Annotated in this window: 16 protein-coding genes; 7 read left to right on the forward strand and 9 right to left on the reverse strand. The window is 37.5% G+C overall.

The genetic code is table 11. The features are described from left to right. Window positions 1–118 precede the first annotated feature (118 nt). Entirely contained in the window at window positions 119–5,281 is a 5,163-nt protein-coding gene (locus M2372_RS16525) for a fibronectin type III domain-containing protein (RefSeq protein WP_123320885.1), read from the forward strand. A gap of 246 nt (window positions 5,282–5,527) precedes the next feature. Then, on the forward strand, window positions 5,528–10,555 hold the full coding sequence (locus M2372_RS16530; RefSeq protein WP_123320884.1) for a GEVED domain-containing protein: 5,028 nt from the start codon (window positions 5,528–5,530) through the stop codon (window positions 10,553–10,555). Between the two features lie 64 nt (window positions 10,556–10,619). Here M2372_RS16530 and coaE read toward each other — a convergent pair whose 3' ends face one another. The 4 genes from coaE to ruvB form a co-directional block, all read right to left on the reverse strand. Beyond that, window positions 10,620–11,246, reverse strand: coding sequence for a dephospho-CoA kinase (gene coaE / locus M2372_RS16535; RefSeq protein WP_115970454.1), 627 nt, complete (start codon window positions 11,244–11,246; stop codon window positions 10,620–10,622). Between the two features lie 9 nt (window positions 11,247–11,255). Next, entirely contained in the window at window positions 11,256–12,122 is an 867-nt protein-coding gene (locus M2372_RS16540; RefSeq protein WP_115970453.1) for an MBL fold metallo-hydrolase, read from the reverse strand. A gap of 12 nt (window positions 12,123–12,134) precedes the next feature. Next, on the reverse strand, window positions 12,135–12,746 hold the full coding sequence (locus M2372_RS16545; protein WP_123320883.1) for an FMN-binding negative transcriptional regulator: 612 nt from the start codon (window positions 12,744–12,746) through the stop codon (window positions 12,135–12,137). A 62-nt stretch (window positions 12,747–12,808) separates the two neighbouring features. Further along, on the reverse strand, window positions 12,809–13,831 hold the full coding sequence (ruvB, locus tag M2372_RS16550) for a Holliday junction branch migration DNA helicase RuvB (protein ID WP_115970451.1): 1,023 nt from the start codon (window positions 13,829–13,831) through the stop codon (window positions 12,809–12,811). 227 nt (window positions 13,832–14,058) lie between these two features. On the opposite strand from ruvB, the gene hutI reads away from it, so the two are divergent. The 4 genes from hutI (at window position 14,059) to M2372_RS16570 (ending at window position 18,876) form a co-directional block, all read left to right on the forward strand. Then, a complete protein-coding gene (gene hutI / locus M2372_RS16555) occupies window positions 14,059–15,285 on the forward strand; it encodes an imidazolonepropionase (protein ID WP_123320882.1) in 1,227 nt (408 codons plus the stop codon). A 12-nt stretch (window positions 15,286–15,297) separates the two neighbouring features. Beyond that, complete coding sequence (locus M2372_RS16560) at window positions 15,298–16,362, forward strand: DUF695 domain-containing protein (protein ID WP_123320881.1); 1,065 nt, start codon at window positions 15,298–15,300, stop codon at window positions 16,360–16,362. A gap of 160 nt (window positions 16,363–16,522) precedes the next feature. Then, window positions 16,523–17,446 (forward strand): formimidoylglutamase, encoded by a 924-nt coding sequence (hutG, locus tag M2372_RS16565; protein WP_123320880.1) that lies wholly within the window; start codon window positions 16,523–16,525, stop codon window positions 17,444–17,446. A gap of 137 nt (window positions 17,447–17,583) precedes the next feature. Then, the gene (locus tag M2372_RS16570) at window positions 17,584–18,876 is read left to right on the forward strand and encodes an aldehyde dehydrogenase family protein (protein WP_123320879.1); all 1,293 of its coding nucleotides are present in this window, start codon (window positions 17,584–17,586) and stop codon (window positions 18,874–18,876) included. 126 nt (window positions 18,877–19,002) lie between these two features. Here the strand turns inward: M2372_RS16570 and pyk are convergent, their stop codons facing one another. From pyk to M2372_RS16595, 5 genes are read right to left on the reverse strand one after another with little or no spacing between them, the layout of a single operon-like run. After that, complete coding sequence (gene pyk / locus M2372_RS16575) at window positions 19,003–20,448, reverse strand: pyruvate kinase (RefSeq protein ID WP_115970581.1); 1,446 nt, start codon at window positions 20,446–20,448, stop codon at window positions 19,003–19,005. Next, window positions 20,441–20,914: an IPExxxVDY family protein gene (locus M2372_RS16580; protein ID WP_115970446.1), complete on the reverse strand. Its 474-nt coding sequence runs from the start codon at window positions 20,912–20,914 to the stop codon at window positions 20,441–20,443. The genes pyk and M2372_RS16580 overlap by 8 nt, the downstream gene beginning before the upstream one ends. Continuing rightward, entirely contained in the window at window positions 20,892–21,656 is a 765-nt protein-coding gene (gene rnc, locus M2372_RS16585) for a ribonuclease III (RefSeq protein WP_123320878.1), read from the reverse strand. The genes M2372_RS16580 and rnc overlap by 23 nt, the downstream gene beginning before the upstream one ends. A 9-nt stretch (window positions 21,657–21,665) precedes the next feature. Further along, complete coding sequence (gene fabF, locus M2372_RS16590; RefSeq protein ID WP_115970444.1) at window positions 21,666–22,910, reverse strand: beta-ketoacyl-ACP synthase II; 1,245 nt, start codon at window positions 22,908–22,910, stop codon at window positions 21,666–21,668. 34 nt (window positions 22,911–22,944) lie between these two features. Further along, window positions 22,945–23,184 (reverse strand): acyl carrier protein, encoded by a 240-nt coding sequence (locus tag M2372_RS16595; protein WP_002976354.1) that lies wholly within the window; start codon window positions 23,182–23,184, stop codon window positions 22,945–22,947. Window positions 23,185–23,577: 393 nt separating this feature from the next. On the opposite strand from M2372_RS16595, the gene catB reads away from it, so the two are divergent. Next, on the forward strand, window positions 23,578–24,207 hold the full coding sequence (gene catB / locus M2372_RS16600) for a type B chloramphenicol O-acetyltransferase (RefSeq protein WP_123320877.1): 630 nt from the start codon (window positions 23,578–23,580) through the stop codon (window positions 24,205–24,207). The last annotated feature ends 81 nt before the right edge of the window (window positions 24,208–24,288 follow it).

A 24,288-nucleotide genomic window follows, 5' to 3' on the forward strand; every position in this document is an offset into this window, starting at 1 on the left:
ACTTTTTTTACTACAGATACTCTGTAAATTACGAGGTTTTGGAAATAAAGTACGAACCTTGTCAAAATGGAAATACTATAATTCTTAATTATCGTTATCATTATTAAATTTAAAAAATATGAGTGGACTTTTACTCTGTAAAATGAGCCGACCTTTTAAGGTGCTCATTGCATTGCTCTGTATGGTCATCGGATTGTCCATGCAGGCACAAACCATTACAATTGGTACCGGAACGACGATCCAAAAGTATCCTTTAGGGGTTGCTTATGGATTTGAACGCTCCGCATCTGTTTACACGGCTGCAGAAATTGCTGCCGCAGGAGGAACTGCTGGAAGTATTTTATCCTTGGGATGGAATTCTACCTCAACTTTCAATATAGGGATTCCTCTAAAAATTTATATAAAAGCTGTACCTGCTACAACGCTTACAGCTCAAAACTGGGCTGCTGCAACTACCGGGGCTACCTTATTATATAGTGGAACTGTAGGTCTTGTACCAACAGGATGGTATACTGTCCCTTTACAGCTTCCTTTCACTTATAATGGAGTGGATAACCTTATGGTGCTTGTAGAAACTAACTATGGTGGTTCTGGAACCTTCACTACAGGAGCAAAGCTTACTTATTCTAGTGTACCAACAGGACATATGTATATTCAAGGCAACACTACAGCGCCTACCGGAAATGGTACGGTTACGGGTAACAGACCTAATATTCAGATGACCTTCGGAACGCCACCATCATGTTTGTCTATGCCTCCTGGTGGTGTAATCACTGCCGGAACAATTACAGCAACAAGTGCTGAGATCAAGTGGCCTGCTTATGCACCGGTACCTGCATTAGGGTATGATGTGTATTATAACACAACTAATGTACCACCGGCAGCCGGCACAGCACCTAATGTAACTGTCCCGCCGGCAACACCTACCGCTACGATTGGCCCATTGCTACCTAATACGACTTATTATGTTTGGGTAAGAGCAAGATGTAGTGCAACTGATCAAAGTGAGTGGTCTGCATCATTTGCCTTTGCTACGCCGGCTACATGTCCGGCAATGCCTGCTGCCGGAACTATTACAACAGGAACAATAACGCCTACAACAGCGGCGATTTCCTGGACTGCGTTTGGTTATACACCTGCATTAGGATTTGATATTTATTATAATACTACGGGGGCAACGCCTCCTCCAGGAGCTCCGGCAACACAGAATGTTCCGTCAGGAACAAGTGCAATACTTACTCCTTTACTTCCTAATACAACCTATTATGTATGGGTAAGGGCAAGATGTAGCGCAACAGATCAAAGTGCTTGGAATACTACGCCAAAATCTTTTGCAACACCACCTACGTGTCTTCCGGTTCCTTCAACTGCTGGTTCCCTGACGGTAGGATCAATGACACCTACAAGTGTTGTTGTTGGTTGGGCAGCTTCGAGTTCAGCACCTGCAGGAGGATATGAAGTATATTACAATACAACGGGGACACCACCGACTTCAGCTGTTGGTACAATAGGAACTATTGTTGCAGGAACTTCTGCCCCTTTATCTCCATTGGTATCAGGAACCACTTATTATTGGTGGGTAAGAGCCGTTTGTACACCTACAGACAAAAGCTCCTGGGTTGAGGGACCTGCATTTGCCCCTGGGCAGATAGGAACCGGAACTGCTTATACAGAAGAGCTTCCTGTAAATGCTTACTATGGATATAACTATTCTCAGCAGATTTACACTGCTGCAGAAGTTTTAGGAGCTGTAGGAGCTGGCAAATTTATCACTGAACTTAAGTTCTATGTTGAACAGCCTGTTACTGCTGAGCAGAATAAATATAATGAGTGGGTAGTCTATATGGGCAATACCACGCAAAATAGTTTTCCTGGAAGTTCAAGTTGGGTACCATATTCTTCTTTGAAAAAAGTATGGGAAGGTACTCTTCCTACAATGACAGCCGGAACGTGGGTTACCATACCATTAACTACTCCGATGTTATGGGATGGAACAAGTAATATTGTTATTGCTGTGGATGAAAACTCTCCAGGTTATGCGTCAGCTACGAAAGCCAGATGGGGAAGTTTCCCAGTTAGTGTTGAGAGAGGAATTTTATACAGAAATGATAGCACCAATCCGGATCCTGCTTCTCCTCCAACTGCAACTAGTAGACACAAAGATATTCCGAAAATTAGACTTACTGGGATAGAACTTGTACCTTGTTCTGCAGTACCACCTACTAATATTGCCATAAATAGTATTACTTCAAGTACTGCTATTGTTACATGGACGCCTTCACTAGGAGCTACTTATGTGGTACAATACAGACCAACTTCTGGTGGACCTTGGAAAACGATGCCAGCTACAGCAGTTCTGGCTAGTAATCAACAGTTGATTAATTTGGCAGATGGAACTACATATGAAGTTCAGATCGCAACAATTTGTAACGGTAGTCCACAGGGACCATTCTCTGCAAGTACTAATTTTACAACACCAGCTCTTACATACTGTGCTAATGTTCCGCCTACTGCTATGCCAAGCGGGTATATTGGTAAAGTTGTAGTTACTCCTACGAACGGTCCGTTAATGGTGAGTAATTCAGGATATGATGGATATAAAGATTACTCTGCTGATCCTACAAGATTAGTTACTTTAGTGAGAGGTACATCAAATAATAAAATAACGATTACTAAATTCTGGCCTGGTTCTTCATCAAGCTATGGAATAGGAGTATGGATTGACCTTAACAGAAATGGAGTTTTTGAACCTACTGAAAGATTTGTTAATGGTTCTTATAGCACAACCAATCCTGTGAATTCAACAGGTACTGGTTTCACAATAGCACTTCCGCCATCTCCAGCTACTTATGATGGGCCTCTTTTGACCCGTATGCGAGTGGTTATGATGAATGATGATGTTGACTCTCCTTGTGGGCCTTTTACAGGCAGTGGAGAAGTAGAGGATTATGGAGTAAGATTGATTGATCAGCCAGTATGTACAACGGCTCCGCCAACAAATATTACGATTTCAAACATTACTGATACAAGTGCAACATTCTCTTGGACTGCAGCTACTGGGGCAACCTATAAACTACAGTATAGAAAGAAAGTGGCACCAGGGAATGCTTGGGTTCCTATTAACACAATACCGGCACCTGGAAATGTTTATACTATTCCAACAAACACTTTAATAGAGCAAACTGAGTATGAAGTTCAGGTAGCTACGATCTGTGGTGGGATAACAGGAGCTTGGTCTGCACTTATGCCATTTACTACATTACCGCTGCAATATTGTCCGGTAACAGGTAGTGGAGATAACGACCACATTTCAAATGTTACTGTTACTTCATCTAATTTAGGTGTTCCTGTGATGAGCAACACAACTGTTCAGAACTATTATACAAGCTATACAACACCAGCTACTCTTATTACTTTAGATGCAAATTCAAGTGGTAATAAAATTGCTGTTGGAAAAGGATGGACAGGATCATCAGGTAATGATGCCGTTGTAGCCTGGATCGATTATAACAGAAACGGACAGTTTGAAACTTCTGAAAGAATTCTTAATTCTCCGGCAAGTACTACCACTCCGGTTACTGATCTGTTTACTGTTCCTAATGTTCCTACAGCTTATACAGGACCATATACTACAACGATGAGAGTAATGCTGAAGAATGGAAGTGTTCCAACAGCCTGTGCAAATGCTGCAAATGGTGAAGTTGAAGATTATGCGGTAAGAATCAGACCATGTAGTAATGCGATGCCAAATCCACCTGTTTTTGGGACTCCGGCTCATACTTCGATTGTTGTTAATTTATCAGGAGCTCTTAATACGACAACTTATCTTGTAAAATATAGAGTAAAGGGAACTTCTACATGGACGCAGATTTATGCATCTACAGTATTAGGAAATGTTCCACTTACTATTACAGGATTAAATCCTGCAACAATTTACGAAATTGAAGTTTCTACAATGTGTGGTGGAACAGTGGGACCAGCTACACCAATTCAGACTTTCTCGACGAGATGTGATCCAACACCTCCGACAGTAACCGTAAGCAATATCACTCCAACAAGTGCTTTGATTACGTGGAATCCAATAGTACCAAATGCTATATATAAAATGAGATGGAGAAAAGTAGGAACTCCAAATTGGCCAAATGCTGAAATCAATCTTCCTGCTGCTCCTACCAACACTTATGTACTGAATAATCTGGATTCATTTGTTACTTATGAAGTTCAGATTGCCAATCAATGTGCTGGTGAAACCAACTGGAATGATTTCTCAAATTCTCAGGTATTTACAACCACAAGAATATGTGAAATCCCGCCTCCGGGACTGACAATTACTCAACTATTGCCAACGACTGCAGAGGTTGCATGGGATGCATATCCGGGAGCTACCTATATCCTTAGATATAGAAAAGTGGGTATTCCAAGCTGGACAGAAATTACTACACCTGTTAATAAAGCTGTATTGGATGGTCTTGTAGAAATGACAAAGTATGAAATGCAGGTCGTTAATATCTGTAGCGGAAAACCAGGAAATTATACTCCTCCGTACTACTTTACAACACCTACTGTGATTTACTGTAAGATGAAATCAGAAAATTCAGCAGCAGAGTACATTTCTAAGGTAACTGTTATTCCAAATGGAAAACCTAAAATGGAAAATGCATCAAAAGGATCAAGCTATACAGATTATACAGGTGTTCCTAAGGCAATGATTGAACTGATCCAGGGATCTACAGATAATGAAATTATCATCGAGAAAAAATGGATTGGAAAAACGTATAAAGAAGGAATTTCAGTTTGGATCGACTTCGACAGAAATGGAGAGTTTGATATCAACGAAAAAATCCTGACTTCATATCCAAGCCTTGACACTCCTATATCAGGTAAGTTCAGTGTACCGGCAGACGCATTTGTAAGTACAACAGATTACAAATATGTAGTAATGAGAGTGGCAATGGAAAGAGATGGTGTTCCTGTAGCCTGTGTGAATGTTAAAAACGGAGAAGTTGAAGATTATACAGTTAGAATTTCTAAATTGGGAGCTTCTAATCCGATTGACCAGACAGAGATCCTGATCTATCCTAATCCTGTAAGTACAGTATTGTATGTGAAAAATATCAGCAGAAAAGCTAAATATAAAATCTACAATGCTGCAGGGCAAATCGTAGTAGAAGGTATTCTATTAAATAATGAACTTAACGTTAGCAAATTGATTAACGGTGTTTATGTAATAGATATCGATGATAACGGTAATACTGCTCAAAAGAAATTTATCAAAGAATAATTAGCTAAATTTCATATAGAATAAGCCTTCAGAAATGAAGGCTTATTTTTTTTGCTCAGATTTTTATTTTAAGGAAAATAAATCAACAATTGTTGATATTTTTATTCGAATAATGATTATTTGTTTAAATTTTCAATTTATTTAATGTTTTATTAGTGACTTTATATTGTATTTGTGTTTTAATGTTGTTTATTGATAATAAAGTGAGTAGGTTTGTGAGATTAATACAAAGTTTTGAGAAATACTATGAAGAAAATTTTTACTTCTTTCTTTTTCCTTAGCTTGTTGGCAATGTTCCATGCACAATGGACTCCTTCGGCATTCAGAGGAAAAGCGATTCACAAGGGCTCACAGGCCAAAAACTTTTATTCTTTGGACATTTCATTGTTAAAATCTCAATTAGAGAGAGCACAGGAGACAGGTCAAAAAGCTCGACCTGTCACTATATCTTTACCCACTGTAAGTGGAAAAATTGAAAGATTTGCTGTGTATAGTTTTCCTGTTGTAGTGAAAGAGTTGGCCGATCAATATCAGTTAGGCTCCTATGTAGGGGTAGGAGTAGATGATCCCTCTAAATATTTACGGTTTAGCCTGGCTCCTAATGATTTTCAGTCTATGATTATGACCAGTGAAGGAACCGAGTTTATAGAACCAGCCAATGTAGATAAAACAATCTACGAAGTCCACCCGAAAACATCAGGTGGAAAAAATGGTTTTATATGTTCAACTAGGGAACGAGAGGGTGATCAGCAAGAAATAGAAAATCTTCATCAATATGGAAAATCTTTTACTAATCAACCTACAGATTTTAAACGATCTTCTGACCGAAAATATAGAACGTTGAGATTGGCTATGTCTGTTACGGGTGAATACACCCAGTTTTTTGGAGGTACAGTGGCAGGAGCTTTAACAGCTATTAACGCTACACTCACCAGGGTAAATGGAATCTTTGAAAAAGATTTTGCCCTTCATTTAAATTTACAAAACTACCCGAATGTCATATATACAAATCCCAATACTGATCCTTACTCTCCTGCAAGCATAGGAAATTCACCCCCAAATTTTCCATGGAGTACAGAATTGCAGCAAACACTAGCTTCCAATGTGGGACATGCCAATTATGATATTGGACATCTATTTGGTGCATCAGGAGGAGGAGGGATGGCTGGCTGTATTGGCTGTATTTGTTTAGATCCAGGCAATCCAAATCCAGCAACAGGAAACGGTAAAGGTTCAGGCTATACCTCTCCCGCTAATGGAGTTCCACAGGGAGATACTTTTGATGTTGACTTTGTTGCTCATGAAATGGGACATCAACTGGGAGGAAATCATACATTTATGTATGAGTTTCAAGGACCCAATACACAATTTGAACCCGGCTCAGGTACAACAATTATGGGCTATGCAGGAGTTGCAAATGGCAATGCCGGTACTGCCCCTTCTCCAGGAGGAACATTTGATATACAGCCCAATAGTGATGCTTATTTCCTTAGAAACAGTATTAATCAGGTTCAAACAGTCTTAACTACCGCGACATGTGATATAGAAACAGCAATAACAAATAATTCTCCAGTAATTGCTGCTCTGCCTACCTATAATATTCCTAAAGGAACAGCATTTGTTCTGACAGCTTCAGCCACAGATGCTGAAAACGATCCAATGACCTATACCTGGGAACAGGCAGATGCTATGCTTGATAACACTCCTCCTATTGATAATATCAACTTGGGAAATACAATTTCCGGTGCATCATTCAGATCTGTAATACCATCTACAAGCCCTATTCGTTATTTTCCTAAATTGTCCTCTGTATTAGCAGGAGTTTTACATGATATCAATGGTTGGGAAGCAGTGTCTACAGTTGCAAGAACAACAAAATTTTCAATAACAGTAAGGGATAATCATCCACTTGCCAATCAGCAACAGACTCAGTCCGCGGTTCAGACTATTATTGTAGGAAATAACGGTCCTTTCAAAGTAAACCCCACCACGGTTTATAATAACGGACCAACAAACGTAACCTGGGATGTTGTAGGAACTAATACAGCACCTTATAATGCAGCCAATGTAAAAATAGATTTTACTACAGATAATGGAGGAAGCTGGAACGTAGTGACTGCTTCAACTCCTAATGACGGAAGTGAAACGTTAGACTTTAGTTCCTTTCCCCTTACAGTTGGTGGGATTGCCAAAATCAGGGTAAGTGCTATCAATAATGTATTTTATGCTATAGGTAGTGCTTCAATAGATACATTACCAATCTGTACTTCCAATCCTCCGGGAGGGGTAGTAGCTACAACCCTGACTCAAAACTCTGCAACAATCACCTGGAATGCTTCATTTAATGCTACCTATATTGTGCAGTATCGTGTTGCAGGAACTTCTGCCTGGACAACTTATGCACCAAATCCTATTACAAATACGGTAACACTTACAGGATTAACAGCAGGAACACATTATGAAGTTCAGATTGCCAATATCTGCTCAGGAATAACCGGTAATTTTTCCGCGCCAACATTGTTTATGACTCCTTATTGTGCAGTAACCTCCAGTAATACAGACAATGGTTATATCTCTAATGTAACAGTAGCTGCAACAAATTCCTATACTATGAGTAATTCCTCTGGAGCCAATAATTATACAGATTATTCTGTAAATGCTGCACAGTTAATTACTGTAGTTAGAGGAACTAACAATAATACCATTTCGGTTTCCAAATCCTGGCCTGCTGCTATGAGTAACAAAGCTGCAAGTGCCTGGATTGATTTTAATAAAAATGGTACTTTTGAAACTTCTGAAAGAATTTTAAATGTATCCAATAATACAGTTACTCCTGTAACAGGAACATTTCAGGTGCCGGCAGGTGCCTATGCAGGACCACTTACAACACGTATGCGGGTAATTTTAAGAGATGTGAATAATCCTAATGTATGCACCTCATTTACTAATGGTGAAGTTGAGGATTATGCAGTGAAAATTATTGATATACCAGCATGTACCAATGCTACACCCTCTAATATCACAATCACTAACCTTACCCCCAATTCTGCAAATGTGTCATGGGCTGCAACAACGGGGGCTATCTATGTTTTAAGATACAGAAAAATAGGAGCCCCTACATGGACCACTATAAATCCTGTACCAGCTCCCATAAATAATTATACTATTTCAGGCTTAACGGAGCAGACTCAGTATGAAGTTCAGGTAGCTACCAAATGTAATGGAGCTGTGCAGGGGCAATTTTCTCCTTCACAGCAATTTACCACTCCTATATTAACATATTGTTCTATGACCGGAACAGGAATCAATGATCATATTTCAAATGTGACGATTACTCCGATAAATCCCGGATTGCCGGTAATGAATAATAATTCTGCACAAACAAATTATATCAGCTATACAACTCCGGCTACATTGATCACACTGGAAATAGGTTCTGTTGATAATAAGATTTCCGTTGTTAAAGATTGGACCGGAGCTACAGGAAGTGTAGCGGTTACAGCATGGATTGATTTTAACAGAGATGGTGTTTTTGATAATTCAGAAAGGATTCTTATTTCTGCAGCCAGTTCAACTACTCTTGTTACTGCTAAATTTAATGTTCCCGCGGGAGCCTATTCTGGACCGTTAACAACTACAATGAGAGTTGTCCTGAAACGAAACAGCGCTCCTGTAATGTGCCAGAATGCAATAGATGGGGAAGTGGAAGATTATGTAGTACGTTTAAGACCATGCAGTACAGATACTCCAACAGGTTTTATGGTGAATACTATAACCCATAATTCAGCCAACATTAATTGGGTGGCAGCAGCTAATAACCTTACTTATCTTCTGCAATATAGAGTGCAAGGGACCCCAACATGGACTGATGTATACGTTTCAAGTATTCCATATACGCTTAATAACCTGTTTCCTTCTACTACCTATGAAGTACAGGTGGCTGCAAATTGTGGAAAAACAGCAGGAATATTTACTCCTGTCCAAACATTCACGACAAGATGTGATCCTGCTCCGCCAAGTGTTACGGTAGGTAGTGTTACAACAAATACTGCAGTTGTTACCTGGAATACTGCAGTAGTAAATGTAAAATATAAAATGAGATGGAGAAAAGTAGGGGTTACAGGTTGGCCTAATCCTGAAATTGATCTTCCGGCTGCCCCGATTAATAGTTATATGTTATCTGGATTAGTTCCATATAATACCTATGAAGTACAGATTGCAAGCCAGTGTGCGAATGAGACGATTTGGAATTCATATTCAAATTCAATTGTATTTACAACAGAAAGAAACTGTGAGCTTCCTCCACCAGGATTAACGATCACCCAGTTATTACCTACTTCAGCAGAAATTAAATGGGATTCTTTCCCAGGAGTAACTTATATTCTCAGATATAGAAGAGTGGGGGTTCCAAGCTGGACCAATATTCCTGTGGCCACAAATGCCTATACATTAACAGGATTACTGGAGAATACAAAATACGAAATGCAGGTCGCCAATGTGTGTAACGGAGCATCACCAGGAACATTCACACTTACATACTATTTTATAACCCCAATTGTAACGTATTGTAAAATGGTTTCCGGAAATGCTACGAATGAACACATTGCCAAGGTCACTGTAAGACCAAATGGGAAGCCGGTTATGGAAAATGCGTCAGGAGCATCAACTTATACGGATTATTCCGGAGTTCCTAAGGCATTTATAGAAATGGTTCAGGGGTCTACAGATAATGAAATCACAATTGAAAAAAAATGGACAGGAACCAGCCATAAGGAAGGAATTGCCGTATGGATTGATTTTAACCGAAATGGAGAATTTGATATTGATGAAAAAGTGCTCGCCTCCCCACCAAATACAACAACTCCTGTTACGGGAAGATTCAATGTGCCGGCAGACGCTTTTGTAAGTATGACAGATTATAAGTATGTAGTGATGCGGGTTGCAATGGAGCGTGATGGTATTCCGGTAAACTGTGTTAATATTAAAAGCGGAGAAGTAGAAGACTATTCCATAAGGATATCTGGGAAATATACTCCTAATCCTCTGAACCAAACAGATATTTTAATCTATCCTAATCCTGTAAGTTCAGTATTATATGTGAAGAATATCAGCAAGAAAGCAAAATATAAAATTTACAATACAGCAGGACAGATTGTAACAAACGGGATTCTTCTGAATAATCAACTCAATGTAAGCAGGCTTATCAAAGGGGTCTATGTAATAGATATTGATGATAATGATAAAACTGCACAAAAGAAATTTATTAAAGAATAATGTATATAAAGAAAGCCCTCAGAAATGAGGGCTTTTTTATATAAAAGTTAGGAAAGCTAACGATTTATTCAATAGCAAAGATGACCTTTTCGGTTTGCTCTTTCAGTTCTTCCAGATTTGTATTATTATAAATGATACAGTCTGCCATTTTAATCTTATCTTTTTCAGGCATTTGCTTTTCCATAACAGCTTCTACCTCACGATAGGTTTTGCTATCCCTATCCATTACTCTTTTGATTCGGATATTATCCTCTGCAGTTACCAATAGAGATTTATAACATTGTCTGTTGAGTCTTAGCTCAAATAATAAAGCTGTTTCCTTAAAAACCAGATATTTGGTTTGCTGCTTTATCCAAGATTCAAAATCAATGCGTACTGCAGGATGAATAATCTCATTTAATTGCTGAAGGAGATCAGTGTTATTAAAAACCTTAGCTGCTACAAATTTCCTGTCATATAAGCCATTTTCATCATAAGCTTCATCTCCCAGTAATGTTTTGATCTGAACTTTCAGATCCTCATTATCATTGACAATATCTTTTGCTCTATCGTCAGAATAATAAACCGGAAAACCAAATTCTTCAATGAATTTAGCAACTGTAGATTTTCCCGAGCCAATTCCTCCTGTTAAACCAATGATCTTGGGTGCGGGTGGCTCTGCTTGTTGAGCCTCTGAATGTAATTCTTCCATAATTAAAAATTAATACCCAAAAACATCATTAAAACTGAACGTTTCATCAAGCCTTACTCCTTTTTCAGTCATTTTAAGGCTTGCCAGCTCATGGTGAGCATCATGTTCAAAAAATAATAAATATTCATTATCTACACACTGTTTAAGGAATTTTCCTTTTTCTTCCAGTGTTAAAAGGGGTCTTGTATCATATCCCATTACATATACCTGATTGATATGTCCTGCAGTAGGAATAAGGTCTGCCGCAAAAACAACTGTTTTTTCCTGGTACTGAATAACAGGAAGCATTTGTTTCTCCGTATGTCCGTCTACGAAAATGACATCCATTTTCAGATCAGGAGCAAATCCGTAATTTCCGGTAGTAGGAAGGGGTAAAAAGTTCAGCTGCCCGCTTTCCTGAATAGGGATAATATTTTCTTTCAGAAAGCTGGCTTTTTCTCTTGCATTAGGCTCTGTTGCCCACTGCCAATGGTTTTCATTTGTCCAGAATTGTGCATTTTTAAAAGCAGGCCTGTAGCCTGTTCTGTCATCATTCCATTCTATAGCACCGCCACAGTGGTCAAAGTGAAGGTGAGTAAGAAATACATCAGTAATATCCTCCTTTACAAAGCCATATTTTTTTAAATTTTTATCTAAGGTATCATCTCCCCAAAGAGAATAATGCCCAAAGAATTTATCATCCTGTTTGTTGCCCAGACCGCAGTCTACAAGGATCAGTTTTTTTCCATCCTCAATAAGCAGGGAGCGGGTTCCTAATTCGATTAAGTTTTTTTCGTCTGCCGGGTTGGTTTTTTCCCACAGACTCTTTGGGACGACACCAAACATAGCACCGCCGTCCAGTTTAAATTTTCCACATTGTATTGGATATAACTTCATATATATTTTGATTTATTTCTTTATTAATTTCATTTTCTCAGCAATTTTCCGGGCATCTTCATCCGATTGTTCCAGATGCGAAATGATATTATTAAAATCATTCTCCTTTCTGTTCTGAGACAGTTTTTGTTTGATGAAGACTTCTGTTGGAATAACCTTTATCCCGAAGGCTCCTTTCATTTCTTTTTCCACAAATTCTCTTCCCATATCTTTTACCATCATGGGACATTGCTGAAACTGTTCATATTTCGAGGTTAATTTATCCAGATGTGCATACAGTTCATCTTGATCCATTAACTCCACTTTTCCATAGATCTGTACTGCTTCATAATTCCATGTGGAAACATTGATATGGTCATACCAGCTGCTGGAAATATAAGTATGGGCACCTAAAAAGTCACATAACACTTCATCTCCGTTTTTCAGGGTTTTCGCCTGCGGATTAGCCCTTGAAATATGAGTTTCAATATAGGGATTTTCCGGATCACTTTCATTCAGCATCATCATGGAATGTGTGGCACGGATTTTATCAACAGAAGAAATGAACAATGCAAAAGAATTTACCTTGATAATTTCTCTCATCACATCCATATCTTCACTTCTGTACAATTTAGGAACAAACATAAATTAGCAATTCTTCTTTTTAAATCTTAAACTCAAAACCTGAACAAAAACCTGACTTTAAGCTAGAAGAGTTCTCCCGGATTTTTCGGTCTTGAAATACTTAAATGCTGATACGCTTTATCAGTAACCTCTCTACCTCTAGGAGTTCTGATAATAAACCCTTCCTGGATTAAAAACGGTTCATAGACCTCTTCCAGCGTTTCCGGATTTTCTCCAATAGACGTTGCCAAAGCGGAAATTCCTACCGGTTTTCCCTTAAAGTTTTCAATCATAACACGCATGATCTTATTATCCATTTCATCCAATCCAAACTCATCCACGTTTAGAGAGTTCAAGGCATATTTGGTTATATTAATTTCAATTTCACCATTCCCTTTGATTTCTGCAAAGTCACGCACCCTTCTCAGTAAAGCATTGGCAATCCTTGGTGTTCCACGGCTTCTTCTTGCAATTTCAATAGCAGCATCTTCATAGATAACTACTCCTAAAACCCTTGCACTTCTCTGAATAATCATCGATAAAAGCTCAATAGAATAATATTCCAGCCGGCTTTGGATACCAAATCTTGCAAGCATAGGTTTGGTAAGCATACCGCTTCTGGTAGTTGCTCCCACAAGCGTAAAAGGATTCAGTCCGATTTGTACACTTCTTGCGTTAGGACCTGTTTCCAACATAATATCGATTTTATAATCTTCCATTGCTGAATACAGATATTCCTCTACAACCGGTGAAAGACGGTGAATCTCATCAATGAAAAGAACATCATTTTCTTCCAGATTGGTGAGTAAGCCGGCTAAACTTCCGGGCTTATCTAATACAGGACCAGAGGTAATCTTACAGTTTACCCCAAGTTCATTGGCAATAATATTGGCTAAAGTTGTTTTTCCTAAACCTGGTGGACCATGCAAAAGGACATGATCAAGTGCACCGCCACGTCTCTTGGCAGCAGTCACAAAAACCTCAAGATTTTCCAGCGTTTTTCTCTGTCCCGCAAAATCTTTAAAGCTTTGGGGACGAATTTGTTCTTCCTGCATCAACTCCTCCCGAGAGTAGTTTTCCTTATCTGGATGTAAAAAATCTGGCATTAATTCATTTCATTTACCTCAAAGATAGCAAATTTAGGCTAAGATTGAAATGAAGATTGAGAAAAGGTGAATTTGAAACTGAGATTAAGATTTAGGCTGAGGTTTACACTGAGACTAAGAACGAAATTGAGATATTTTAAGTATTTTTGAGAGGAAAATTAAAATTTGATTGATTGTATTTGAAATTAAATAGAGATCATTCATTTTCTAACCTTTATCCTAAATAAATGAAATTAATAGGCCCATTTAAGCAGGTTGTAACACTTGCCAACCTTCCGCTAAGAGGAAAACTTACAGACGAACAATTAGAAATTATTGTTGATGGAGGAATAATAGTTGAAAATGAAACCATTCAGAAAATGGGTAATTTTGAAACTTTGAAAAATGAAAATCCAACAATAGAAATAGAATCCATTGAAGGAGAACAGGTGGTTCTGCCTGCCTTTGTAGATTCACATACTCATATTTGCTTTGGTGGAAACCGAGCCAATGACTTTGCGATGCGTAATGCAGGGAAAACTTATTTGGAGATTGCTGAAAGTGGTGGTGGAATCTGGAGTTCTGTACAGCATACAAGAAATGCTTCAGAAGAAGAATTATTGAAAACATTGCTGGAAAGAATCAAGTTCCTTGTGGATCTTGGAATTACTACCATTGAAGTTAAAAGTGGCTATGGACTGGATGTGGAGAACGAATTAAAAATGCTTCGAATCATTAAAAAAGCTCAGGAATCCACAAAAGCAACTTTAGTTCCTACCTGTCTTTCCGCTCACTTAAAACCAAGAGATTTCGAAGGTAGTAATCCAGAATATCTTAACTATATTCTGACCGAAATACTTCCAAAAGTAAAAGAAGAAAATCTGGCGAAGCGTGTAGATATCTTTATTGAGAAATCAGCATTCCAACCGGAAGAAAGTAAAGAATTTTTACTTAAAACTAAAGATTTAGGTTTTGAAATAACCGTTCATGCAGACCAGTTTACACCGGGAAGTTCAAGAATTGCAGTAGAAGTGGGAGCGAAGTCAGCAGACCATCTGGAAGCTACCATTGATGAAGATATCGATTTCCTGGCAAAATCGGATACTGTAGCAACCGCACTGCCGGGAGCAAGTTTAGGATTGGGCGAAAAATTTACACCAGCAAGAAAATTATTAGATGCAGGAGCTATTGTCGCGATTGCAAGTGATTGGAATCCGGGGTCAGCACCTATGGGAAACCTGATCACTCAGGCTTCTATTTTGGCCACATTCCAGAAGCTGACAACAGCTGAGGTATTAGCCGGAATGACTTACCGTGCTGCGTATGCTCTTAATCTTGAAGACAGAGGGAAACTTGAAGCGGGAAAAAAAGCAGATTTTGTGACGTTTAAAACTGATAATTTCCAAAATGTTCTTTATAATCAGGGAAGTCTTAAGGCTGAACATGTTTATATTGACGGTAAGCAAATTGATTAAATACTATTTGAAATGGAGCAGAAGCAGTTGGATTATAAAGATTTTTGGGATTGGTTTCTAGCAAAAGAAAAATACTTTTATGAGATCGTTAAAAACGGTGGCCAGGAAGCTATTGAAAAAGATTTTTTTGATCATATTGCTGCCAAGCTAAGACAGATCAATGAAGGATTTTACTTTCTGACCGGAATGAGCAATGATTCTACAGCAGAATTAGTTCTTACGGCAGATGGAGAAATCCGGAATATTGTTTTTATAGAAGAACTTATTGAAGCAGCTCCTACACTTGGTCATTGGAAGTTTACAGCCTTAAAGCCTGAAAAAAATATAGAAAATGTAGGCGTTGAGATGGGAGAGTATAGCTTTTCGAAAGATAATATTTTCTTCTATTCCAAAGAGCAGGAAGAATATCCCGATGAAATTGACCTAGTCTTTGTTTATGATGGAAATACTGAAAATAAAAACGCTGTAACAACAGGTGTTTGCATCTTTTTGGATAGCTTTTTAGGAGAATTGAATTTTGCGACTCAGATTGATACTTTCACTGTAGTTGAAATAGATAAGGCTAAACAGGACCTTGTTCCTATTGAAAAACTGAAAGACTTCCTGTCATGGCGGGAAAGAGAATTTACAGAAAAGTATAAAAGTATAAAGAGCGCTGATGTTGAAGAAGAATTTTCTATTCTCAGAGCAACTCTTGATAATGAAAAACCCCTCATCGCCTGTATGAATATCTCTTTATTAAACTATCATGAAAAAGCTTCCTATCCATGGATATCAGTCCTTAAGTTCCATTATAACGGTGAACATAATGACGGACTTCCGGAAAAAGAAGATTTTGAAATATTAAGTGAAATTGAAGATAAAGCTATTGAAAACCTGAAAGAAAAAGGATATCTGTATATAGGTAGGGAAACTTCAAACAACATCAAAGAAAGCTATTTTGCAGGTAAAGATTTCAGAGAAATCTCTAAAGTTTTTAAAACTATAAAAGATAGAAACCCTGAATATAAAATCTCATTCAATATCTTTAAAGATAAATACTGGCAGTATTTTAAGTATTATAATAACGCTGTTTAAAATAAAAAATGTGGATAAGCTTTTCTTTTCCACATTTTTTATAGGTAATATTCTTGCAACGAATTCTTTATATAATGTGCAAAGGAGTTTTTATATGTAAACAATATTAATTAGCTTTACTGAATAGAATGATGTGACTAAAATTGAATTTTAAAGGATTATGCTTCAAAATATTTGGCAGGGTAGATTAGATGGAGAAGAGCTTCTTTTCCACAGGCTATTTCAGAGAGTAAAGGAAGAACAGAATTACGATAATATTTTAACGAATGATTTCGCTTTGCACGGTTTTGCTGTGGATGAAGGAGTCAGGAGGAATAAAGGCCGTCAGGGTGCTAAAGATGCACCCAACGTGATCAGAAAAAATATGGCTAATTTTCCAGTAATTCTTCCCAATTTTGCCATGCTGGATTTCGGAAACATTACTTGTGAGGATGGTAACCTGGAAAATACTCAGAACAATCTTGCCAAAAATGTTTCAAAAGTGCTTTTAAAAGGTGGTAAATCACTCGTTTTGGGTGGGGGACATGAAGTGACTTATGCTCATTATTTAGGGATTAAAACAGCTTTTCCGGAACAAAAAATAGGAATTATCAATATTGATGCTCACTTTGATAACAGACAACCGGAAAAGGGAGTAGGACCAAGCTCAGGAACCGGATTCTGGCAAATTGCCCAGGAAGGATCTATTAATTCTTTACACATCGGGATTCAGAGGAATTCCAATACCTTAAAACTCTTTGATACAGCGCATCAATATGGAATGAAATATATCCTTGCAGATGAATTATTCTTTGAAAACCTCCCCTCTATTTATCAGCGTATTGATGACCTGCTGGAGAATGTAGATTATGTTTATCTTACCATTTGTATGGATGTTTTTAATGCATCTATCGCTCCGGGGGTTTCAGCTTCAGCATATAATGGTATCTTTGCAGACGCAACCTTTATGCATTTTTACAGGCATATCTTAAAAAACAAAAAACTGGTTGCATTAGATGTAGCAGAAGTCAATCCGTCGTTCGATATTCAGGACAGAACGGCAAGACTTGCAGCTTGTCTGGTGAATGAATGGCTAATGATTTAAGAGAAGTCTATATTCTTCCGATAGAGAAAATCATTCTTTTTTTGACCCTTAAGGAATAGAATTTGCTGACTTTATCGTGCTTTTAAAATAAAAGTGCTCATAAATTCATTAGCTGAATTTAAAACAGAAATTATATTATGGAACAATTAATTGAAAACAAGCTTATTAAAGCAGATGGTGTGTTTTCAGTGTGGCGAAAAGTGCCGTTTGAAGAAAAGCAGAAGTTAATCGCAAAAGCAGCAGAAATACTAAAAAATAATTCAGAGAAATTTGGAAGGATCATTACTACGGAAATGAATAAACCCATTTCGGAATCGATTGCTGAGGTAGAAAAGTGCGCTTTAATGATGAACTATTATGCCAATGCTGAAAATATTTTAAAACCCGAAGAAATAGAATCTGAATTTACCTATTCTGAAGTTCATTATGCTCCTAAAGGAGTAATCCTGGGAGTAATGCCCTGGAACTTTCCTTTCTGGCAGGTATTGAGATTTGCTGTTCCTGCAATTTTGGCTGGAAATACAGTGGTTTTAAAACATGCTTCAATTTGTTTCGGAAGCGGAAATGCAATAGAAGAAGTGCTTTTGGAAGCAGGTTTCCCAGAAGGAGTATTCCAGAATCTTGAAGTAGGACACAAAGCAGTAAAAGAAATTCTTGAGCACGATGCTGTAAAGGGAGTAAGTCTTACAGGAAGTGGAAAAGCAGGAGGTGAAGTAGCATCTATTGCAGGCTTAAATATTAAAAAATCTTTACTTGAATTGGGAGGAAGTGATGCATTTATCATTTTTGAGGATGCAGATCTTGAAGGAGCTGCAAAAGCCGGAGCAAAATCAAGGCTTCAAAACTGTGGACAAACTTGTACTGCAGCTAAAAGATTTATTATTGATGAAAAGATCGAAGATCAGTTTTTACCTATTTTCATTGAAGAATATAAAAAATATAAAATCGGAGATCCTTTAAATAAAGAAACTAGATTAGCAGGAATGGCAAGACCAGACTTAGCTGATGAGTTAGAAGCTCAGTTCAACAGAGCGTTGGAAAATGGTGCTGAAATCATTCTTCCTTTGGAGAGAATTTCAGAGAATCAATTTCAACCGGGTTTAATCAGAGTTAAGGAAGGAAATCCAATTTTAAAAGAAGAACTTTTCGGACCACTTGGAATGGTCATGATTGCAAAGGATGCTGAAGAAGCATTACAGATTGCCAATGATATTCCTTTCGGGCTTTCAAACTCTGTCTGGACTAAAGACAAAGACCGTCAGCTATTCTTTATTGAAAACCTGGAATCAGGAACCGTTAATATCAACAGAATGACCAGTTCTGACCCACGTTTCCCATTCGGAGGCTCAAAGGGATCAGGGTATGGAACAGAGCTTTCTTTACATGCTTTAAAAGAGTTTGTAACGGCAAAGACTATTGTAGGTAACTAAGTTTTAAACCTATATTATAAAATAAAAACTCCCGAAAATCAATTTCCGGGAGTTTTTTATGCTTTGGCAAAAAGTAACTTTGCTTATTGCTTATTGCTTATTGCTTATTGCTTATTGCTTATTCAATTAAACTGTCGTTAATCTCAACGTATTAGTTTTACCCCCTTCATACGATGGAGTAGCATTGATGTTGATAACGAAGTCACCTGTCTCAATATAACCGTAATTATGGGTTAGCATATTTACCTGGATAATGGTTTCGTCGGTAGACTTTTTCATATCGTAATAGTAAGCGTGAACACCCCAAAGAAGGTTCAGCATAGTAATTACTCTTTTGTTTCCACTGTATACGATAATCTGAGAGTTAGGTCTGTGAGCTGCAAGCTGGAAAGCTGTATATCCTGAGTGAGTCAAGGTTACGATCGCAGAAACGTTTGTTGTTTTAGCAATTCTTACCGCTGCAAGACATACCCTGTTCGTAATGAATCTCTCATCGATGCAGTTATAGTCTTTTTCAATTGGTTCGTTCTTGTGTTGATAGAAGTGAGTGGTTTCAATGTTTTTTACAATTTTAGCCATATTTTCTACCACCTGTACCGGATATCTTCCTACAGAAGTTTCTCCTGAAAGCATTACCGCATCAGCTCCATCCAATACAGAGTTGGCAACGTCATTTACTTCCGCTCTGGTTGGCGTTAAGCTGTTGATCATTGTTTCCATCATCTGAGTGGCAATAATTACCGGCTTGGAATAGAATCTAGCTTTCTCTACCAGGTTTTTCTGGATAGCTGGAACTTCCTCCATTGGAACTTCAACTCCTAAGTCACCACGGGCAACCATCAGTCCATCACATTCCAATAAGATTTCTTCAATATTTTTAACCCCTTCAGGCTTTTCAATCTTAGCGATAATCGGAGTTTTGAATTTACCGTTTGGATGTTTTGCAATTAATTCTTTCAAATCAATGATATCCTGTGCATGACGTACGAAAGAAAGAGCGATCCAGTCTACCTCCATGTCAAGCATGAAATTAGCATCCTGAATATCCTTTTCTGTCAATGCAGGAAGAGAAACATTCGTGTTAGGTAGATTAACTCCTTTTTTAGAACTTAACGGACCTCCCTGAATGGTTTTTGCTTTTACAGTATCTATTTCATTGGTTTCGATAACCTCCAACATCAGTTTTCCATCATCAATAAGGATTCTTTCCCCTACTTTTACATCCTGTGGAAACTGTTGATAAGTCATATAAACCTTGGTAGAGTCTCCTTCCATCTTTTCATTAGTGAAAGTAAGAATATCTCCAGGGTTCAAATATGATCCTTCTTTTACGACACCTACTCTTAGCTTAGGTCCCTGAAGGTCTCCTAAGATACCCACTGAATAACCATACTCGTTGTTTAGCTCTCTAATTATTTCAATATTTGATCGAACTAAGTCGTAATCTGCATGGGAAAAATTTATTCTGAAAATATCAACACCCGCCTTCATTAGATCTAACATTACCTCCTTCGATGATGAAGCAGGTCCTAGTGTTGCGATAATTTTTGTCTTCTTTAAATACTTATTCATAATACTGGATAATTTGATAAAGTTCCTCATCAGAACTCAGTGTATAATCTTGAATTGGAAAAACAAGATTTTCAGGGAGCAAAATTACGGAAAAATCAGGAAACTGTTCCGAACTATGCAGAATATATTCTACATCTACCTGATTATTTAATAAAAATTTAATGTTTTCTTCTTCTGTAAAGAGCTCGGTTTGAACTTTTTTTTGTTTACTTTCAGAAGATTTATTTGAAATAAAGGTAAAACAGGTCTTAGAAAACTTGTGATAAGCTTCAAACCTTGGAAAAAAATAATCATAATAATCCCCATGAAAGACCATGTCTTTTTTTCTTGAAAAACTGAGATTGTTAAGTTGATTTATTTTATAGAAAAACTCATGAGCGGGTATATCTTTTGCTAATCTTACCAATCCTATGGCAATATCTTCAAATTCTACCTCATCCAGATCATAAAGTTTTTGAATTTCCAAGTATATTTTCTTTTTTATTTAAAATATAAAAAGCCCTCTGTGCTGCCTTTTCTTCAGCCTTTTTCTTGGAGGTTTCTGTGGCATTGGCAATCTTTTCATCACCCAGCCATACATGACAACGGAACATAACTGCCTTGTTGGGCTGTATTTCCTCACAGGTTTCGTACTTTATACTTACCTTCTTCTTCTGGCTCCATTCAAGAAGGAGACCTTTGTAGCTGACAATTTTATTTTCAAGTTTGTTAATTTCGGAAGGGGTCAGAAGTCTTTCCAGAATGATCTTTCTGCAAGTGTCATAATGGAAATCCAGATAAACGGCACCGATTAAAGCTTCAAATAAATTTCCAGAGATATTTTCCCCTAAAGCTGAAGAATTATTCTGCTTTTGCAGAAGGTCTGTAAGCTTAAGGTCTTCCCCTAGTTTATTAAGATTTTTCCTATTAACAATCTTAGATTTCATCTGTGTCAGATATCCTTCATTAGCCTGAGGATAGGTCTGGAACAAATGACAAGAAATAATTGTACCCAAAACAGAATCTCCTAAAAATTCAAGCCTTTCGTAATTACTGTCTTGATTTTTAGAAGAATTTTTTAAAGAAAAAGCCTCACGGTAAAGAGCCATATTTTCTACCTCTGTACCCAAAACTTTTTTAAGTTCAGTACTGAGGAAATAATCTCTTTCCGTTAATTGTCTTTTTCTTTTTTTGAGAAGGAATTTAGAAAAGTATTTCTGTAACTCCATTCATTGAATTTAGATTTTCTTAAATAGAACGCAAGCGTTATGCCCGCCAAATCCAAAAGTATTGCTCATGGCTACTTTTACATCTTTCTTAACGGCAGTGTTAAACGTAAAGTTTAGTCTGCTGTCAATCTTTTCATCATCAGTGAAATGGTTAATGGTAGGAGGAACAATACCATGAATAATAGTTCCTAACGCAGCGATAGCCTCAATAACACCTGCAGCCCCTAAAAGGTGACCTGTCATTGACTTTGTAGAATTGATCTGAATGTCAAAAGCATGCTCGCCTAATAATTTCGAAATTGCGTTGGATTCTGCAATATCTCCTAATGGAGTAGAAGTACCATGCATGTTGATATGATCTACTTCATCAGCAGTTAAGCCTGCATCTTCCAAACAGTTTTTCATTACCAGATAAGCACCAAGGCCTTCAGGATGTGGAGCGGTCATATGATATGCATCTGCACTCATACCGCCTCCTAATAATTCTGCATAAATTGTAGCCCCACGTTTTACCGCGTGCTCATATTCTTCAAGAATAATACATCCAGCACCTTCACCTAATACAAATCCATCTCTGTCTTTGTCAAAAGGTCTTGAAGCTGTTGTAGGATCATCATTTCTTGTAGAAAGTGCCATCATTGCATTGAATCCACCGACACCACTTGCCGTAACGGCTGCTTCAGAGCCTCCGCACACAATCACGTCTGCTTTCCCTAATTGGATAAGCATCTTGGAATCAATTATAGCATTAGCTGAAGAAGCACATGCAGATACAGTTGTATAGTTAGGACCATGGAAACCATATTCAATTGAGATCTGACCAGGAGTCATATCAGCAATCATCTTAGGAATAAAGAACGGGTTGAATCTAGGAATCTCCGTATTTGCCCATCCTAAAACTTCCGTTTCAAATGTTTCCAGACCTCCGATTCCGGAGCCCCAAATTACACCAACTCTGTTTTTATCTACATTATCTTCAATAATGCCGGAATGTGCTACTGCTTCTTTAGCAGCAACAAGCCCCAATTGAGTATTTCGGTCCATTTTTTTAGCTTCTTTCTTATCGAAATGCTGTAATGGATCGAAACCTTTCACCTCACAAGCGAACTTGGTTTTAAAGTTTGTGGCATCAAAAAGAGTAATCGGAGCGGCTCCGCTCTCACCTTTTACAAGATTTTCCCAGTATTCTTTTGCATTATTTCCGATTGGTGTTATTGCTCCAAAACCTGTTACAACTACTCTTTTTAATTCCATAAACTTTGTTTAATTTCTTTTTTGTTGAAGAATATTATTTATTTACTACTTCTTCGATGTAAGCGATAGCGTGCCCTACAGTAGTAATTTTTTCAGCTTGGTCATCAGGGATCTGAATGTTAAATTCTTTTTCAAATTCCATGATTAACTCAACTGTATCTAGTGAATCTGCTCCTAAATCGTTAGTGAAGCTAGCTTCAGGAGTTACTTCTGTTTCTTCAACGTCAAGCTTATCAGCGATGATAGCTTTTACTCTTGATGCAATGTCTGACATAGTAAATTATTTTTTTAATTGTTAGATGCTGCAAATATATAAAATTCTTTACGATAAAACATTTTTTTAGTCTTTTTTGTGGACAGAGAGTTTTCATTTTAGATGAGCTGTGTTTAGTGTTTTAGTTTTCAGCTATTTATATTTGATTGGATTATAGAGTATTAATTTTAAATTGCTGATAGACTGAATTATTTTCTGAATAAAATGGTTGAAAAAAGTCAGATTTTGTCTTTTCCGGATCAAAAATGAATGAAAAGTCTATGCTTTTTTACCTATATTTGTGTGTTATGAAATTAACACGTTAGCTTTTTTGAATTAACAAAACCTATTTTTTCTAAAGAATGGCTTACAGCTGTTCTCCTTATCTCTATTGTTATATTTAAAAGCTAAAAAATGAAAAATTTCTTTGAAAGTCCTTTTAAGGGCAAAATCATACAAGACCATATTCAAAACCCCAATATTATTGCCGGTAAATATTCGTATTACTCCGGATACTATCATGGTCATTCCTTTGACGATTGTGCCCGTTATTTGTTTCCTGACAGAAATGATGTAGATAAGTTAATTATTGGTTCCTATTGTTCCATTGGAAGTGGTGCCAGTTTTATCATGAGTGGAAATCAGGGACATCGCTATGACTGGATTTCAAGTTTTCCCTTCTATTATATGTCAGAAGTGGAATACTTTCAAAATAGTAAAGATGCCTTTGAACCAGCAGGTGATACTGTCATCGGAAATGACGTGTGGATTGGTACGGAAGCAATGGTCATGGCTGGAGTTAAAATTGGTGACGGAGCAGTGATTGGGAGTCGTGCTCTGGTAACCAAAGATGTAGAACCTTATACGATTGTAGGGGGAAACCCAGCAAAACCTATCAGAAAAAGGTTTAGTGAACATCATATAGCACTGTTGCTTGAAATGAAATGGTGGGAATGGGATGAAATAATTCTTGAGAAAATGCTTCCCATACTTTGCTCTGCAGATATTGATGCACTCTACGAATTTTATAAAAAGATGAAATAATTCAAAAGGCCCTATTTAAGGGTCTTTTTTGTTTTCTTAAGGGTGTATTTTTCACGTTATTTTTTTTTGAGCTTTTTAACA

This window comes from Chryseobacterium sp. BIGb0232 (assembly GCF_024810195.1).
Lineage (GTDB): Bacteria > Bacteroidota > Bacteroidia > Flavobacteriales > Weeksellaceae > Chryseobacterium > Chryseobacterium pennae.

Excerpts from the sequence above, each read along its gene's own strand:
- M2372_RS16525 (WP_123320885.1), top strand. The coding sequence starts at position 119 with ATGAGTGGACTTTTACTCTGTAAAATGAGCCGACCTTTTAAGGTGCTC.
- M2372_RS16530 (WP_123320884.1), top strand. The coding sequence starts at position 5,528 with ATGAAGAAAATTTTTACTTCTTTCTTTTTCCTTAGCTTGTTGGCAATG.
- coaE (WP_115970454.1), bottom strand. The coding sequence starts at position 11,246 with ATGGAAGAATTACATTCAGAGGCTCAACAAGCAGAGCCACCCGCACCC.
- M2372_RS16540 (WP_115970453.1), bottom strand. The coding sequence starts at position 12,122 with ATGAAGTTATATCCAATACAATGTGGAAAATTTAAACTGGACGGCGGT.
- M2372_RS16545 (WP_123320883.1), bottom strand. The coding sequence starts at position 12,746 with ATGTTTGTTCCTAAATTGTACAGAAGTGAAGATATGGATGTGATGAGA.
- ruvB (WP_115970451.1), bottom strand. The coding sequence starts at position 13,831 with ATGCCAGATTTTTTACATCCAGATAAGGAAAACTACTCTCGGGAGGAG.
- hutI (WP_123320882.1), top strand. The coding sequence starts at position 14,059 with ATGAAATTAATAGGCCCATTTAAGCAGGTTGTAACACTTGCCAACCTT.
- M2372_RS16560 (WP_123320881.1), top strand. The coding sequence starts at position 15,298 with ATGGAGCAGAAGCAGTTGGATTATAAAGATTTTTGGGATTGGTTTCTA.
- hutG (WP_123320880.1), top strand. The coding sequence starts at position 16,523 with ATGCTTCAAAATATTTGGCAGGGTAGATTAGATGGAGAAGAGCTTCTT.
- M2372_RS16570 (WP_123320879.1), top strand. The coding sequence starts at position 17,584 with ATGGAACAATTAATTGAAAACAAGCTTATTAAAGCAGATGGTGTGTTT.
- pyk (WP_115970581.1), bottom strand. The coding sequence starts at position 20,448 with ATGAATAAGTATTTAAAGAAGACAAAAATTATCGCAACACTAGGACCT.
- rnc (WP_123320878.1), bottom strand. The coding sequence starts at position 21,656 with ATGGAGTTACAGAAATACTTTTCTAAATTCCTTCTCAAAAAAAGAAAA.
- fabF (WP_115970444.1), bottom strand. The coding sequence starts at position 22,910 with ATGGAATTAAAAAGAGTAGTTGTAACAGGTTTTGGAGCAATAACACCA.
- M2372_RS16595 (WP_002976354.1), bottom strand. The coding sequence starts at position 23,184 with ATGTCAGACATTGCATCAAGAGTAAAAGCTATCATCGCTGATAAGCTT.
- catB (WP_123320877.1), top strand. The coding sequence starts at position 23,578 with ATGAAAAATTTCTTTGAAAGTCCTTTTAAGGGCAAAATCATACAAGAC.